The organism is Pontibacter rufus (assembly GCF_015694705.1).
GTDB classification, from domain to species: domain Bacteria; phylum Bacteroidota; class Bacteroidia; order Cytophagales; family Hymenobacteraceae; genus Pontibacter; species Pontibacter rufus.
On record NZ_JADQDR010000016.1, the window covers coordinates 63,244 to 79,001 of the forward strand.

Sequence of the window (15,758 nt, forward strand, 5' to 3'; positions counted from 1 at the left end):
TTGGTCTACAAATACCCATTTCAGGTGCATCAGGTCTGAAATCAACTATGTTTGATGGGCATAAATATACTTGCCTCCGGCACCATCATTAACATCAGCAATATGGAAACTAAATGCATCTCTTTTCTTCTGACGGCAGAAGTATGAAATAGCTTGGTTTCCTTCAGCAAGTGCTACGCTGGCTATTTCATGTTGTACCATCAGAGGTTGTAGTTTATGCCGATGCCTACTGATTTATTTTCATAAAATCTACGAGCAGGTCTTTGGAAGTTAAGGTTCTTGTAATACAAAATGCCATCCATATAGCCCTCCAGCCGTTTGCTGATTTTATAGTTGAGCGTTAAGCCTGCTGTGGCTACTATGTCAAAAGTAGGTGATTGTTCATCGTATACCACCGTTGAAGTACCTTCAAAACTTTCAGTTGCTTTGGCTTTAATGTGACCAAAAATCGGAGCAAGCGAAGCATTGGCGTAAAGTTGCAGCCGCCTGTTTGGGTTAAAAGGAGTAAGCTTCAGCGTAACAGGAAGAACAATACCCCGAATATGCTGGTAATCTGCTACTTCATAGGTAGTATCTGCTGAAACATACCTGCCATAGCTTCCATTAATCTCATTTGCTCCGTAACCAATGCCAAGTTGTATAGTTGCTCTTTTACTAAGCCTGTATCCGTAATTTATGTTTACAAAAGGTTTTATTCCGCCAAAATATAGATACTTATCTTCACCCATAATTGGATAATGGGTGATGTTTAGCCCTATACCCACAAAAAACCGACTTTCAGTAGAATCTGGAGAAGGAGACTGCTGGGCCATAGCAGAGCAAAACAGAACTGAGAATAAGAGAGAAAGAATGTAGGGCTTCATAAGGGAAATTTAAAAGTATGACAGGAGCACAGTACCCACATCTAAAATTCTATGGAGAGCTACTTTGCATAAACAAATAGTTTCTCTTTTATGTGCTTCCGTTATTTTGTAGTAATGAAGCTAAGGAAAGGCGGTGGGGTAGATAAATTTGTTTGACGAAAAGGGCTTTTCTGTAGATGAACAATGCTTTGCTTTACAGATCCTTTATTTTGCCGTTTACAATCGCTGACTGTTTTTATACATACAGCAGCAAAACGGCCCGGTTATTTTTTGCACGAACAGTGAAGGAAAAGGTCTGCTTACTAAGGGTAAGCAGCATTAAATAATTATTCTCTTTGAATTCTGTTCCTCGTTTTGACGAATTTATTTTCTTTACCTGAGGCTGGTGAAGGATTGTTCTCAAATCTACTTCGTCATAAATTTTTACATGTAGAGATATTCAATATGCTTATGCGGCCTCTTTCGTTGATGAAGCAGATGTGCCATGGCCAAAATTTGCTTCTTGAAAAAAGCTTGAAAGCTTGACCTCTTTTACTTTCCAGTTTCATGTAGTCATTCAATTTTTCTCCTTTTTGTCAATTATCTAACATTTATACCATTAAGCATGCTTTTCTAAAGTTTTAGAATAGTGATGAATTATATATTCCTTTCATTAAGGTCATTGATGAAATGGCCAAATACCTTACATTAAGTTAATGAAGCTCATCCGATACATAAAGTTTTTGAGTTTATAGCGGACGATAATGGTCCCATCACCATAGTGTCATACCCTCATTAAAGTTTACTGAAAACACTGGTGTTCAGGGTTAGTAATGTTGATATGCAGACACCCTTTTATTAATGTTATCTCAGCTGCAGTGAATGAGCAATTAAGGCCCGGTAAAAGGCACCCCTCTCCGGCATGCTTTGCCCCCACCGTCCAGCACCCAGCCGAAGGATGCTCCTTTGTCAGGGAGCTTCCCGTACCCGCGTTACCCTACGCCAAGGCTCGTCTTTGCGCGCTTGGAGGAGCTGCGCTACATCCAAACTGCTTCATTCCTCCCCTTGCCGCACCGTAACCTTTCCCGCCCGCAGCAAAGCAGGCGCCGCCCGCCACAGGCAGCTAAGATTATCAGTAATCGCGATAATACAGGATTTCTCCATCAGCAGGGATGATTACAAAAGGGAAAGGAAAGCAACATCAGGAGAGAAGGGTTTTGAATTCCTGATACTCCTGCTTGCCCATGAGACGGCAGACATACGCTTCCATGCCCACATCGTGTTTCTCGTTCACATACCGGGTGAAGCTGAGTATGGTGCGACACTGCTCAAATCCTTTGGCGGCCATCCCTTTGCGTATCGCTTCAGGCAAGCCTTCCAGCCATTCCTCATAGTCCTGGTGTGTCGGCTGGTGCTCCTGGGCCGCCTGGTGATAGCGGTAGACGGCATTGGCATAACTATAGAAAAGTGCCTGAAAGCGCTGTTGACTCTCGGGGAGCTGTGCTAATGTGGCCTGCTGCGTCTGGTTACAGGATGCTTCCGGATGTTTGACTTTTATCATAATTCAACGGCCTGGTACATGAGGTGAGAGAGGCGAAGCCGCAGCTTTTAGCTCATGTACTTTGTTAGCGGTTTGTGCTTTTAATTTTTTCGGCTAAATAACTCATATAACCTTCCACTGCATTCTGTATCATCTTTGGAACTTCTTCATACTCATAGTTCGGGCATTTTTCAGGGTGTAGGTTTATGTCTTCCCACATTTGATTTATTTCATGCAAATCTTCTTCTGAGAACTCGAACTCCTGTTCAGACAGAATTTCATAAGCACTGATTTTTGCTTCGTAGCTTTCGTAGAAGAGTATTCTAAAAATCTCTTTTAAATTTTGGCTACAATCCAGACTTTCCAATGCAAAGACCATAGTTCCATTGTATTTATGGTTTTCTCTCTTGAATACAGCTTCCAACAATGGCTCAACCGCTCTATTGTCCTTTATATCTTTTAAAGCCAGGGCTGCACAGTTTCTTAGTATAGGGTCTTTAGACTTGAGTAGAGGCAGTAGAAATCCTAAAACTTTGTCTCCACCAATTTTCCCAAGTTGATATGCAGCAGCTCTCATCCTTTCCCAGTCTTGAGAATGAATTTCCTGTTTTAATTGGTCGAGTTCTTCTTGCTGTGTCAATTTTTTATTTTATGATAGGTATTACCGCTAACGGCTAGTATAGACAGCGTGCAAGGCCGTCGGCCGAAGCATGGTGTTTATACAGTGTTAGCTGTTGCTTTTATTTTATGGGTTTCGCTCCTCTTTTTGATAATTTCCAGAATATTTTTCTGAATATCACTCATAATCAGTTTGCTCCATAGGCCACTATAAAAATTAAACCTTGTTGAAAGCCTAAATTGTGAAGTTAAATGAAGGATAATCTTATCTGAGCTTATTCTTTTAATCTCATATTTACCTTCAAGGACATCGAAATATTTTCCTCCAACAAGAACATGCTCATCCAATGCTTTTGGGGGTATTGAATTCGGGTCTGCTTCAATACTGAAAGCAAGTACCTTAAGAGGATTCATCTGTGTCACCCTTTCCGTGAAGAACAGTCCCCTTGCGAAAATAGCTTTCCTTATTCCCCCAACGGCTACTGTGTCAAGTTCAGCCTCAATCGGGCGCGGGAAACCCATGACTTGAAAGAGTGAACTGTTATTTTCGGATTCGGAGATTCTACTTACCCGCGTGATGTTTCCCCATACCGTTTCATCATCCGAATTGATTACGATTGTTGTGTGTTCGCTGAAGATTTTATCGGTCAGCCCGAAATAGTTTTCAAAGGGAGCCAATAGGAAAGGCAGGATAACCCATAATAAGACATGTACTTTGCTTCTATTTCTCTCGAAAACTTGTACCCCTACTAGCCCGCCAAGTAGAGCCATAAACAGAAATATGGGCAAAGCCATCAAGGCACATATTACCCCCTCCATCCCGAAAAAGACGGAGAGTCCAACGAAACCAACTATGGAGATAAGAGGCATCGCTATGACTCCAATCTTTCTTGAGCTTGTGACAGAGTCATGGTAATAGGCAGTAATCAACCCAATCACAAAAGGCACCAGGAACATGAAGGACATGGTCATGAGCCCATAAGTCTGAAACAATGGTTTCTCATAGGGCTCAGACAAGTTCCTGAAATCTTCCAATGCAAATACTGCCCTGCATGCAAGACCATAGGCGATCCCATAAAATAGGCCTTTCCAGTTTTCTGAGTTTCCCAAATTTTATGTTGATATAAAGTTTGAATTAATTGAAGTTGCAGCTAACGTCTTGTGTATACCCTATGCTTCGGCTGAAAGCCTCGCACTGTGTATACACCTTGTTGTATGGTGCCTTTTTTTATTCTTTTATTATTTGTTCATGCTGTCCAAACTCAAAACATTCAAGAGATTCAGATTTAAGAATCCTTTTTGTTAATTCTTCGCCACAGCCAAGTAGTAGAAATCCTTGGTCTTCGGGATGGCAGAAGCACCATGCTTTGTTCTCTGCAAAGAAGTAGCTTGGAAATTCTTGATTCTGCTCAACGTAAACTGTTGTAAGTTCTGATAGCTCACCGCAGAAAAGCCAATCAACAACTTCTTCATTTTCATGGAAACCTTTGCCATCGAGCACGTCACCAAAGTAGAAGGTTGGTGTTGCTGCACCGATAATGCTGATGATTTCATTGAGAGTTCTAATATCTTCTTCAAGCAAGCTTCCTAAATTTAGTGGCCACTGCTTATCAATGTTCCAAATACTTTGAGTGTCTATGTGCTTATTATATGGGATGTTTAATTTTTTTGAAAGTTCTTTATAGGATGTTCTTTCCAATTTGTCTTTGGCTGGATGACCATTGAGTATTCCATACTTATTCCAAAACTCAACCCTTTTATTAAGGTCTTCAACTGATTTGGCATTGTAAGAGTATTCTTTAATTGGCATCTTCTTATCAATGCAAATAGGCATCAGTATTTTGATATAGCTGTCAAAGCATGAGGGCATTAAATTACTCACATTTCCAAAGCCATTTTGGTCAACACCTTTGCTAATCCAATCAACCAAACCAAAATCAAATACTCTTTTCATTATTTGGGTTACATACAACGTGCTTGGCTTTGCGGTGGCGTAGCTACCGTAAAGGTGTTGTTGGCAGAGGTAGTTTTCACTTTTTGTTTAAGCTGTCATAAGGAACACTTATTGGAGCAGGAGGAAGCAGTACGTCTTCAGTAGTACTAAAGTGCCTGTTCTCACTCTTCGTTAGATTTTGCTTGTCAATTAGCATAAGGAGCTTGTATACTTTTTTCCAATAGTCATCTGGTAAAGTACCTTTCATTTTCACCTCTCCGTTAAGGAAGACAAACTGTAGTGAGAACCAAGCTGCGTCTTCAGAGTCGTAATAGTAATCCTTCAAGCTGTTGAAGTCTGTAGAATCAAGAAGTCCGTAGACTCTACCCATACCAACAGAATCAAGCTTTGCTTTATAATTTTCGACAACTATTTCGCTGTCCCTTTCTCTTAGTCGATAATACAAAATACTATCTGGGGTAATTTCGACATCTTTCGCATACTTCTCTCGGCTCCACCCTGGCTGAACAGAAAAGGTAATCTTTTTAAAACTAATGTCCTCCTGTTCAACAGGGGCTTCTTCAGGACTCATCACTGCTACCTGTTTACTCTCTTCTCGACTTCCACATGATAAGAGAAGCACCAGAAGTATTAGTAGAAAAGAGTTCTTCATAATTTCTATTGCTGCCAACTACTAGCTAGCAGGATTCTATTCCTACTATCTGCACTATGTGTGGTGTTGTTTATACTTGCTTTACTCTCGCTTTTAGCGGCAGGAAGAAGGAAAACAGCAGCTTTACAGTATTTCATATAGCTAATATACTTCCTTTCTACAGATTATCAAGCTGACTCACAATTTTACCCAGGGCATAAGTAGTTACATGTGTATAGATTTCCGTTGTTATACTGCTTCTGTGCCCCAGCAGCGACTGAATGAATATTGTGCAAGTACGTGCCCTGCTCCTGCCCTTTGGACGAGCCGCGGTAGAAAAGCGATGTAGTTTCTTATTTTTTTCCCTTTTGTCACGTCTGAAAAGTTACAGCTATAATCGCAATGCTCATGGCCCCTAACTTGAGATTTGTAATATGCCCCTGCTCTCTTTCGTCGGGGATACAATTGTTCCACGGGCTAAATCCCCTTCATGAAAAAAGCTAGAACGACCGACACAGTTTATTTTACAGCCTCCTGTAGAGTTTCATTTTTCTCCCTTTTGTCATTTATCTAATATAGATACTATTAAGTATGTGCTTATTAAGTCTAAGAAAGGGGTTAATTCCATCATTACTTACATTAAGATAATTAATGGAATGTCAATAATGCACTGCATTAGGTTCATTAATCTCATGCAAAACATAAAGCTTTTCTTAGAATTTATAGCGGCAGATGGTGGTAGCATCACCTTTGCTGAAGAAATCGGTTTCAGGATTGGAAAAATTCGATATACAATCATTCTCTTAGAATAAGAACCCAGGTGCGATGAATGAGCTTTAAATTATAGCCCAGTAGTAAAGGCATCCCTCCCCGGCATGCTTTGCCCCTACCATCCAGCACCCAGCCAAATGATGCTCATTTGTCCGGGAGCTTCCCGTACCCGCGTTACAGTGCGGCAAGGCTCGTCTTTCCGTGCTTGCATGAGCTGCGCTACATCCAAACTGCTTCACTCCTCCCCTTGTCGCACCATAACCTTTCCCGCCCGCAGCAAAGCAGGCGCCACCCACCGACAGCAAAGAATACCAGTAAACACGATAATACAGGATTACTCCATTATATAGGGGTAATTACAAAAGGGAAAGAGCGTGGTATCCGCTCTTCCTGGCTCCAGGGCCATTCTCCAGGGACTTTTTCGGGCCTACAGCACAAGAACCTTCTCCACACAGCCACCCCTGTCAGGAATGTCTGGCCAGCAGCCTCCGCAGACTGGCATATTCGGGTTGCCCCAGCACGTCCAGCCCTCCCCACGTGGCCAGTTCCAGGGCCCGTTGGCTCTGGCCCAGCCGGTGGAGCATGGGCTGTATCTGCTGGTTGTAGTAGTTAAAGAAGCCATAGACATCGCGCACCGAGCAGGGCAGCTTGTAGCCGGCGGCAGAGGAGACGACGAGCACACCCTCATCCCGCACCGGCCCCACTACCAGGGAGCTGAAGCGGTGCTCGGTGAAGCTCTCGTAGTCGCAAGAGTTGACGTGCTGCAGCAGCTCGTAGGTATGAATGTAGCAACTCCACACAGTATACCTCGGCATGCTTTGCCCAGTAGTCAGCCCTCCACCAAATGGGACTCATTTGGTGGAGGGCTCCTAAATGTATAGTGCCTTTTACCTCTCCGCAACAAAGCAGGTGTAATCCGAAAATCACTAAACTGTGGGGTTGATTTTAATAAATACAAATTTATACACTACACCACTCCTGATTTGACAGCAAATGAAACTAGTGCCGGAGTACTTTTACAACCTGTTTTGAGTAACATGTTCTTGCGGTGCGTTTGCACGGTACTCTTGCTTATAAAAAGCTTTTCACCTATTTCTTCACTGTTGTAGCCCTGAACGAGTAAAAGTAGTACATCTCTTTCTCTTGCGGAAAGTAAAGTATGAGTGGGAAAGCGGACTTCTTCAACAGTAACATTGATGAAGGAGGGCTCTCCATTGAGCCCAATGAATGAGAGCACGGGTAAGCCTTCCTGCTTAAGATGAGAAATATCCGTATGGATGCCAAGGGTGCGTAGAACATGCCCGTGCTCATCAAACTGTATGGTTACCACCTGCTGCAAAATCCGGATATAATCACCTTTCTTTTTCCTGATGCGGTAGTCATAACGGACTTTGTAGTTTGGTATTTGTTCTAACGTCAACCCGGAAAAGAACTCCCCCACTTTTTTCTCACAAGACAGAAACCAGCGCTGATCTTCGGGATGTATGATGCTAAGTATTAAAGGAAGGTCTACTTCTTCATGCGCATACCCTAGCACAGAGGTGACCTCTTCACTGACCATGTCGAAGGCAAAGGCTCTTACATCAAGTATAAAATAATAATACTCTCCTATCTGAAAGAAGGAAAGAAGCTTTTTATGCAACTCAAGCGCAAAAAATCTGGTGTCCTCTGCAGTAACGGTTCTTCCATCCTCATTCCGCTCTGAGATGAATTTCCAGATTTTTTGCGCTTGTTCATGTATAACTGGTTTCATTCTCCTTTGTCATTATGAAGTAACAACTCTTTTCAGTGACTTGGCTGCTGCAAGGACTTCTAATCATAGCTGTGAGAAGGCTGACAAAAAGTATATACGTTCATCTGAAATGAAACACTAATCAAGACTATTCTTCTGCATTTTGCCCGGGAGACGTTACATAAGTTTAACCTTTCGCGCCCTAAAAATCCTCATTAATGGGTATTTATTTTATACGAATAGAATATAAATTTGAATAAAAAAATATTCTATGAAAATATTCTTTACCCTCTTACTTTTTTACCGGTACTACATGCATTCGCTCAGAAGGACTCTACCTCTACAGGCATGACATCTGATACATTGTTGGTTCCATCTGATTCAATAGCTTTCGTTACTCTATAGTTATACTTTCCTCTTGTTGGGAGGCTTCTCGCCCGGGCCACCTCTCTACCTCTCCCTCTCCTGCCGTTAAGGAAGGAATATCTGTTGCCTCATTGGTTCCTTGAAATAAAACCCATTGCTATGAAAACAAGAATACTAGTTTCAGGGCTTCTGTACCTGATTTCGATGACAGCAGTTGTTGCCCAGCAACCCACGCTAGCGTGGGCTCAGCAATATAGTGGAAAATACAGTGTAGGCACGAACGACAAACCAGTAGGGATTGCTGTAGATGCCGCTGGGAACAGCTACGTTACTGGTAGCAGCTTGAAATGGAATCCTTATAGTGAAACTATTATCACTGTCAAGTACGCTCCCTCCGGCGAGCAACTCTGGGTAATGCAGTCTGATGACTATACCAGGGCTACTGCCATCGCTGTTGACAACCAAGGCGGGGTCTACGTCACGGGGGAAAGCTACGGTAGTGGTTCATCTGACTTTATCACCCTCCGCTATAACGCCGCCACAGGCGAAGAATCCTGGGTACAGCGCTATGGTGAGACCGATGCCAACAACGATGGCCGCGCCGAGGCCATCGTCGTCGACAACCAGGGCGGGGTCTACGTCACCGGCTCCAGTGGTGGCGAGAAAATTACCAGCGTCGACTATGTCACCATTCGCTATGATGCCGCCACTGGCACACAGACCTGGGCCAGCCGCTATGGCGTGAGGGGAAACAGCGATTTGGCCAAAGCCATTGCCATTGACAACAAGGGCGGGGTTTATGTCGCTGGCCACAGCTATAATTCGGTTACCCGCTACGACTATTCCATTGTTCGATATGATGCTGCCACAGGCCAGCGCACATGGGCCAGCCGTTATAATTCGCCTGCTAATGACACTGATGACCAAGTCACAGACATGGCTGCCGACAATGCCGGCGGCCTCTACATTACCGGCTATAGCTTCCATAGCAACGGCTATTCTGAGTATACCACCGTCCGCTACGATGCCGTCACAGGCAAGCAAACATGGGTCAGCAAGTATGGGTATAATACAGGACTGAGTGCAACCCGAGCCTATGCTATCGCCTTGGACAATGCGGGAGGCCTTTACGTCACCGGCAACAACGCCACAATCCGTTACGCCGCTGCCTCCGGAGAGCAGACTTGGATACAAGAGGAAGGAGGCACTGCCATTGCTCTGGATAATGGAGGGAGCGTTTACATTACCGATTCTAGGTGGGACAATGGGGACAACAGTTTCAACTCCCTATATGCCACCTTCCGCTACAACGCGGCTACAGGAGAACAGGTCTGGGCAGAGCAATACAGCAGTGGCAGCTCAGACGTAGCTGTAGACATGGCGATGGACAGCGAAGGGAGTCTTATCATCACCGGCGTTACCGGCTATACTGATTATAACTCCGAAATGGGTGAAGACTTTCTTACCCTCAAATACAGCCAGGTGGGTAATACTCTAGCCGTCCAGAGCTTCACGTTGGTGAACGCCAGCAATGAGCAGGACCTGATGCCTCTCTCTAATGGAGATACTGTTGACCTGACTGCCCTGCCCACGCGCGCGCTCAACATCCGGGCAAACACGAGCCGGCAGCGGGGCATTAACGTGAAGTTTGCTCTGAGCGGGCAGGAGTCGCGCAGCTGGACAGAGCTGGGTTCTCCTTACGTGCTCTTCGGTGATGAAGGCGGCAACTACCACGCCTGGTCTCCGGCTCCGGGTACCTATACCCTCACGGCTACGCCTTACACCGATGCTGGCGAGAGGGGCACAACACTTACCATCTCCTTCACCATTGTCAATAAGGTAGCTGTCCAGAGCTTTACGCTGGTGAATGCTACGAATGAGCAAGACCTGATGCCCCTTGCCGATGGAGACACTATTAACTTAGCAGCGCTGCCTAGCCACTTGCTTAATATCCGAGCCAATACCAGCCAGCGCAGAGGCATCAACGTGAAGTTTGTTCTGAGTGGACAACAGTCGCGCACCTGGACAGAACGGGGTTTTCCCTATGCCCTCTTTGGAGATGAGGGGGGCGACTTTTATGGCTGGACTCCTCCATCCGGTACTTACACTCTTGCTGCTAAGCCATACACCCATGCCGGCCGGCCCGGTGCACCCATGGCCATCTCCTTTACTATCGTGGAACAGTTCACCGCTGCTGCTGCTAGGAACATGCAAGCTGCAGACCAGGTAAGTGCAGCCGCAGTTGCATACCCTAATCCTACCCATGTGGGCAAAATTAAAGTGGTGTTGCCCCAGCAGATGCAGGGAGAGATAACATACACCCTGGTCTCTCTATTGGGAACAAAGATAGCTGGTGGGGAGCTGAGCCTGTCGAAGCCGGCAAGGGAGGTGGAGTTCGACTTTTCCGCTAAAATGCAGAACACCGGAGTATACTTGCTGCACCTGAAAGCTCACAACCTGCAGACAGTACTCAGGGTCGTGCGGCAGTAAGCCACTTCACTCTTCTAAAAACTTTTAACTTTTTTTGCTCCACGGGTTTGATTGATGTCCCTGCTTTAGAGCTAAAAACAGGGGTTCGGTCAGATGTGCTATAAAAAGCAGAAGTTGGACAACCACCTAACACATTAACTTACTATAAAAGAACTCTATCTAACATAAGAATACTTATAATTCATAAGCCTACGGTTGTACTATAATACAGTATTAAATAATCTTCTCTGGCAGTGCACTATACATATCATTGTTAATTTAAATAGAAACTTTTATTTCCAGATGTCTTGTTGATATGAATAATATAATCAAAATCCTCTAAAGCGTCGCCAACTACGAATTCATCCGACACTAATCCATATGGTAACAATCTATACTTTGGGGGACGCTCACCTTCTCTCATTAGGGGTCTAATTTTTGCAGTTTCAATAAAAAATACAGGTTTCTTTACAAGAGAAAAATAATATTCGAAAGTATCCTTATTTGGAATTGCAATTGGATTGTCATTAACAATTTTTCCTCTTGATGGATTAAAAGCAGTATATGTTCCAGTTGAAGTTGTTAAGCCAATAACTTTATAATGGTTATTTAAACTTTTACTCAGAAAGTATCCCATTGTTTTTGAGTACACATTTGGGCTCTTTTGAACATGTCCATTATGGGCTAAAATAACTATTTTAGAATTGTCAGAAAGATGACTTATAACATTCAATGCCATAAGGGAATCCCTGATCTCCGACATCTTATTTACATCTTGGTTGGATTCACTGGGATCATTTAGCAAAAGGAACTGCCGATAATTGTCTTGATACATACTGACAGACTTCTCATCCATTCCTAAATTAGTCGAATATGATAGAATAGGTTGGCTGATATATTTGAGTGAATCAAAATCTTCCTTAGAAAAGTTATGACTATATAATTGTTGATCGAGTAAGGAATAAGTGTGTAACAGCTTTCTAATTGCATCAGCAGGAAATGAATTACTTTCCTTTGCTAAGTCCATGATTTTTTCAAGTGATCTGAATGGGCTCTGCATATCGAATCCAAAAAATGTAATCTTTGTTTTCCTATCCTTGTTCAGTTTTTTTACTTCACTGACTAAATCGGAAAACTCATCGCATTCATAACTATAAAGCCTGAAGCTCTTTAAAATACTTTTTAGATCGCCTTTGTCTTCGAGTAGGTAAAGATTCAAATCTTCCACTTCCGCCAAGGGAGCTTCAAGGCCAATCTTCTTTATTTTTTTGTCGGAAGAGAGTAGTTTTATTAGCTCCGTCCGAACCTTGAAGAATTCACTTGTTCCATGGGATTGTTCCCCTATTGCTATAACTTTACTATCTGGAGAAGTCAAGGCATACCTCATTTTGGATAGTCCCTCGCCTGATCCGGTGCCAAGAACCCCAGGAATACTAATAGAATTTTTTTCAAGTATGTCAACAAACTTCCGTTCTGGAACCCAAGAAGAGATCAGCAGCGTTATTATGATACTGGCTGAAAAAGACAATATACTTGGATTAGTAATTAATCTTTTAATTATTGTAGACATAAAAAGAAGCATAAATTCCTATTTATGTAGTAATTTGGCTAGTTATCTGAAATATAGTGATAAAAAATGTAAAGAATATAACTATAGAGCAATAATATCAGGTTAAGATCTTAAGAAATTATTTCTTCGGTTTATTTCTGCTGTGTGAGTTGCTGATCTCCTTTCCACACTCTGATAATTTAACGCATGCTGAGCCTGAGGAACCTGCGCAGCGCGGTGGCGGAGCTCACGGACATAAGGGAGAGCGACACCGACTTCGCCAGGGAGGCGGAGCGGGTCAACTTCGGGAACGTGTTGGAGTACGCCCAACTCGCCCTCAAGGACCAGATACACGAAACCGGCGCGCAGGTTAGGGCTGAGATAGACGAGCCCGAGGTGCGGCTGCCCAGGAAGAACTTGAGAAGTGTCCTCTACAACCTGCTGAGCAACGCCCTCAAGTACAGGGCGCCGGGCAGGGCGCCGGAGATACTCGTCAGGACGGCGATTTCCGGCGAAGACACGCTGCTCTCCGTCAGCGACAACGGGCGGGGCATATATGCTTTTGTGGCCTCTTACATCGATGAGGCAGGTGTTCCACGGCTAAAATCCGCTTCATGAAAAAAGCTAGAACGTCTGACACAATCTATTTTACAGCCTCTTGTAGTTTCTCATTTTTCTCCCTTTTGTCATTTATCTAACATAGATACTCTTAAGAATGAGTTGGTTGAGTTTTCAATGGTGTTGCCTTCATCATTACTGTCATTAAGTTAATTAGTGTAATGGGTATAATGCCTTGCATGTGATTAATGAAGCTCATGCAAGGCATTATGATTTTCTTAAAATTTATTGCGGCCGACAATGGTCCTATCACCTTAGCGTCTTACCCTCTCTAAGTTTACTGAAAATACCGGTGTTCAGGATTGGCAATCATAGACATGCTGACGTTCACTTATTATAAGAACTCAGTTGCGGTAAATGAGCTTTAAATTATAGCCCGGTAGTAAAGGCATCCCTCCCCGGCATGCTTTGCCCCCTCCGTCCAGCACCCGGCCAAATGAGGCTCATTTGGCCGGGAGCTTCCCGTACCCGCGTTACCCTACGCCAAGGCTCGTCTTTGCGCGCTTGGATGAGCTGCGCTACATCCAAACTGCTGCATTCCTCCCCTTGCCGCACCGTAACCTTTCCCGCCCGCAGCAAAGCAAGCGCCGCCCGCCACAGGCTCAGTCTTTCAGCAGGGGTGAGGGGAAGAATTATTTAAGCGGTTTGTTCTTTAAATTCCTGGTACTCCTGCTTGCCCATGAGACGGCAGACATACGCTTCCATGCCCACATCGTGTTTCTCGTTCACATACCGGGTGAAGCCGAGTATGGTGCGGCACTGCTCAAATCCTTTGGCGGCCATCCCTTTGCGTATCGCTTCAGGCAAACCTTCCAGCCATTCCTCATAGTCCTGGCGTGTCGGCTGGTGCTCCTGGGCCGCCTGGTGATAGCGGTAGACGGCATTTGCATAACTATAGAAAAGTGCCTGAAAGCGCTGTGACTCTCGGGGAGCTGTGCTAATGTGGCCTGCTGCGTCTGGTTGCAGGATGCTTCCGGATGTTTGACTTTTATCATAATTCAACGTCTAGTGCATGAGGCGTGCAAGGCCGTCGGCCGTAGCATGGCTTATGCACCTTGTTATGGGCTGTTTTTTTATTTGCAGTATTCTTCAATTCTTTCTTTGGCATAATCGGCTCCAAGCTCCAATGCCTTTTTCCAATTCTCGCAAGCACCTTTTTTGTCTTTTAAATTAAGTTTGGTGTTGCCAAGGTTAAAATAGGCCTGTTGTTTATCTTCTATATCTGCTTTCTCAAGTTGAAGAACCTTTTCATAATCAGCTATTGCTCCAGGATAATCACCATTCTCATCTTTAAGACCGCCCCTATTTACTAAAGCACTTGCAAAGTTTGGAGCGATTTCAATTGCCTTGTCGTAATCTTCAAGGGCAGATTTCCATGTATAAAGTTCATTCTTTACAATTGCTCTTGAATAGTAGGCATTCGCATCTTTAGGGTCAATTGCAATTGTCAGTGACCAATTAAAAATAGAACCACTCAAGTCTCCTGATTTATAACAATCTACTCCCTTGTCAAAATAGAAATCTGCTTTTGTAGTATCTAAATCTGGATATTTTGGTGCTAAAGGGTCAAACAATCCGCCATACGCGTCAAGCGTTGCATCAAATTCATATCCTCTCTTGTACATATCTAAACACCAGTACAGCAAGTTATCTGCTGTTATCGGCATTTCATTAGTCTCTCCGTTTATCTCCCAAAGGTTCTCATATTTTTTAACTTCTTGGACGGAATACGGATAATGAGTTCTTATAAAGTCACCGAGTTTTTGCAAGTTTTCTTTTTTGTCTGAGATAAACGTAAAGTCCATTTTGGTCAAAAAGTTGTCCTTGAGTCCACTCTTTGCCATATTATTATAAACATCTTCTGCGGACACCATCTCTTTCCCAAAACCTTCAACAAAATTATCCCAAGTGATAAATGTATTTTCCATTTTATTTTGTCCGCAAGCTGTTAATGTTATTAGTAAAAATATTAATGCAAAAAAGAGATTTCTCATCTAGTCCTCCTATTCAAAATTGCCCATAACGGGCTGGTGCAGCCGATGGGCGAGGCATTGCCGAGCATAAAGGCTGAACTTTGTTGCCCGAAGTTATTCTTTCTTTACCTGAACTATTATTTCATCAATGATACTGTCGAAGAGTTCTTTTTCATTCTCTGTGACATTGGAATAGTATACTATAAAGCCGAAAGCGTCTTCTTCTCTCCATAGGAAATCTGTTTTATTCATTTTCCCTTCTCTTCTTCTGTCAGATTGAGAAGTAACTATATACTGCTTGCCTGATAAAGCAGGAACATCATGCTTAAAATCACAGATTATAACAAGTTGAGAACCACTTTCAGAAGTATAAGCCTGTGTAAATCCTTCTCTATACCAAGTGGTTTTCCCATTATTAAAGCTTTTTGGAAGGTGAAAATCAATAGTATCCTTTACTGCAAAACAGGGAAGCTCAACCGCTTCAATACCTTCCACTACTCTGCCTTGACCCTACGATAGCAAAGGCATCAGCACACATGTCATTGAAAGTAGAAGAAGGGCTTTTTTCATAATCACAATTACGGGCAACGTCAGTTTGTCTAAAAACCTTTGCTCGTTTCTTAGCTAAAGATAGCAATTTGAAAATATACTACACTAGTGGGGATAATTTTTATTCTTTGGCTAAAGCGCTGCCA

At 43.4% G+C, this 15,758-nt stretch carries 15 protein-coding genes; 2 read left to right on the forward strand and 13 right to left on the reverse strand.

The genetic code is table 11. The annotated features are described in order from the left end of the window. Positions 1 to 45: 45 nt before the first annotated feature. From I2I11_RS20435 to I2I11_RS20475, 9 genes are all read right to left on the reverse strand, one after another. Entirely contained in the window at positions 46 to 201 is a 156-nt protein-coding gene (locus tag I2I11_RS20435; RefSeq protein WP_196269611.1) for a hypothetical protein, read from the reverse strand. Continuing rightward, a complete protein-coding gene (locus I2I11_RS20440) occupies positions 201 to 863 on the reverse strand; it encodes an outer membrane beta-barrel protein (protein WP_196269612.1) in 663 nt (220 codons plus the stop codon). The genes I2I11_RS20435 and I2I11_RS20440 overlap by 1 nt, the downstream gene beginning before the upstream one ends. 1,180 nt (positions 864 to 2,043) lie before the next feature. Then, positions 2,044 to 2,403: a hypothetical protein gene (locus I2I11_RS20445; protein ID WP_196269613.1), complete on the reverse strand. Its 360-nt coding sequence runs from the start codon at positions 2,401 to 2,403 to the stop codon at positions 2,044 to 2,046. 64 nt (positions 2,404 to 2,467) lie between these two features. Then, on the reverse strand, positions 2,468 to 3,022 hold the full coding sequence (locus I2I11_RS20450) for a HEAT repeat domain-containing protein (protein ID WP_196269614.1): 555 nt from the start codon (positions 3,020 to 3,022) through the stop codon (positions 2,468 to 2,470). A gap of 77 nt (positions 3,023 to 3,099) precedes the next feature. After that, positions 3,100 to 4,110 carry a hypothetical protein gene (locus tag I2I11_RS20455; RefSeq protein WP_196269615.1) on the reverse strand — a complete coding sequence of 337 codons (1,011 nt, stop codon included), beginning with the start codon at positions 4,108 to 4,110 and terminating at the stop codon, positions 3,100 to 3,102. 118 nt (positions 4,111 to 4,228) lie between these two features. After that, the gene (locus tag I2I11_RS20460) at positions 4,229 to 4,954 is read right to left on the reverse strand and encodes a hypothetical protein (protein ID WP_196269616.1); all 726 of its coding nucleotides are present in this window, start codon (positions 4,952 to 4,954) and stop codon (positions 4,229 to 4,231) included. Positions 4,955 to 5,030: 76 nt separating this feature from the next. After that, positions 5,031 to 5,624 carry a hypothetical protein gene (locus I2I11_RS20465; RefSeq protein WP_196269617.1) on the reverse strand — a complete coding sequence of 198 codons (594 nt, stop codon included), beginning with the start codon at positions 5,622 to 5,624 and terminating at the stop codon, positions 5,031 to 5,033. A 1,196-nt stretch (positions 5,625 to 6,820) separates the two neighbouring features. Next, entirely contained in the window at positions 6,821 to 7,171 is a 351-nt protein-coding gene (locus I2I11_RS20470) for a hypothetical protein (RefSeq protein ID WP_196269618.1), read from the reverse strand. Between the two features lie 152 nt (positions 7,172 to 7,323). Then, positions 7,324 to 8,109 carry a LuxR C-terminal-related transcriptional regulator gene (locus tag I2I11_RS20475; protein WP_196269619.1) on the reverse strand — a complete coding sequence of 262 codons (786 nt, stop codon included), beginning with the start codon at positions 8,107 to 8,109 and terminating at the stop codon, positions 7,324 to 7,326. A 504-nt stretch (positions 8,110 to 8,613) separates the two neighbouring features. Between I2I11_RS20475 and I2I11_RS20480 the strand changes: the two genes are divergently transcribed. After that, a complete protein-coding gene (locus tag I2I11_RS20480; protein WP_196269620.1) occupies positions 8,614 to 10,944 on the forward strand; it encodes an SBBP repeat-containing protein in 2,331 nt (776 codons plus the stop codon). 253 nt (positions 10,945 to 11,197) lie between these two features. Here I2I11_RS20480 and I2I11_RS20485 read toward each other — a convergent pair whose 3' ends face one another. Beyond that, entirely contained in the window at positions 11,198 to 12,493 is a 1,296-nt protein-coding gene (locus I2I11_RS20485) for an erythromycin esterase family protein (protein ID WP_196269621.1), read from the reverse strand. Positions 12,494 to 12,679: 186 nt separating this feature from the next. Here I2I11_RS20485 and I2I11_RS20490 point away from each other — a divergent pair, with 186 nt between their 5' ends. Beyond that, positions 12,680 to 13,090: an ATP-binding protein gene (locus I2I11_RS20490; protein ID WP_196269622.1), complete on the forward strand. Its 411-nt coding sequence runs from the start codon at positions 12,680 to 12,682 to the stop codon at positions 13,088 to 13,090. A gap of 636 nt (positions 13,091 to 13,726) precedes the next feature. On the opposite strand, the gene I2I11_RS20495 is transcribed toward I2I11_RS20490, so the two are convergent. From I2I11_RS20495 to I2I11_RS20505, 3 genes are all read right to left on the reverse strand, one after another. Beyond that, positions 13,727 to 14,092, reverse strand: a complete 366-nt coding sequence (locus tag I2I11_RS20495) for a hypothetical protein (RefSeq protein WP_196269623.1) — start codon at positions 14,090 to 14,092, stop codon at positions 13,727 to 13,729. Positions 14,093 to 14,163: 71 nt separating this feature from the next. After that, positions 14,164 to 15,084, reverse strand: a complete 921-nt coding sequence (locus tag I2I11_RS20500; protein WP_196269624.1) for a tetratricopeptide repeat protein — start codon at positions 15,082 to 15,084, stop codon at positions 14,164 to 14,166. Positions 15,085 to 15,177: 93 nt separating this feature from the next. After that, a complete protein-coding gene (locus I2I11_RS20505; protein ID WP_196269625.1) occupies positions 15,178 to 15,558 on the reverse strand; it encodes a hypothetical protein in 381 nt (126 codons plus the stop codon). Positions 15,559 to 15,758: the final 200 nt, after the last annotated feature.

Bases quoted from the DNA above. Each gene is read 5' to 3' on its own strand.
- I2I11_RS20435 (WP_196269611.1), bottom strand. From the start codon at position 201: ATGGTACAACATGAAATAGCCAGCGTAGCACTTGCTGAAGGAAACCAA.
- I2I11_RS20440 (WP_196269612.1), bottom strand. From the start codon at position 863: ATGAAGCCCTACATTCTTTCTCTCTTATTCTCAGTTCTGTTTTGCTCT.
- I2I11_RS20445 (WP_196269613.1), bottom strand. From the start codon at position 2,403: ATGATAAAAGTCAAACATCCGGAAGCATCCTGTAACCAGACGCAGCAG.
- I2I11_RS20460 (WP_196269616.1), bottom strand. From the start codon at position 4,954: ATGAAAAGAGTATTTGATTTTGGTTTGGTTGATTGGATTAGCAAAGGT.
- I2I11_RS20470 (WP_196269618.1), bottom strand. From the start codon at position 7,171: ATGCCGAGGTATACTGTGTGGAGTTGCTACATTCATACCTACGAGCTG.
- I2I11_RS20475 (WP_196269619.1), bottom strand. From the start codon at position 8,109: ATGAAACCAGTTATACATGAACAAGCGCAAAAAATCTGGAAATTCATC.
- I2I11_RS20480 (WP_196269620.1), top strand. From the start codon at position 8,614: ATGAAAACAAGAATACTAGTTTCAGGGCTTCTGTACCTGATTTCGATG.
- I2I11_RS20485 (WP_196269621.1), bottom strand. From the start codon at position 12,493: ATGTCTACAATAATTAAAAGATTAATTACTAATCCAAGTATATTGTCT.
- I2I11_RS20490 (WP_196269622.1), top strand. From the start codon at position 12,680: ATGCTGAGCCTGAGGAACCTGCGCAGCGCGGTGGCGGAGCTCACGGAC.
- I2I11_RS20500 (WP_196269624.1), bottom strand. From the start codon at position 15,084: ATGAGAAATCTCTTTTTTGCATTAATATTTTTACTAATAACATTAACA.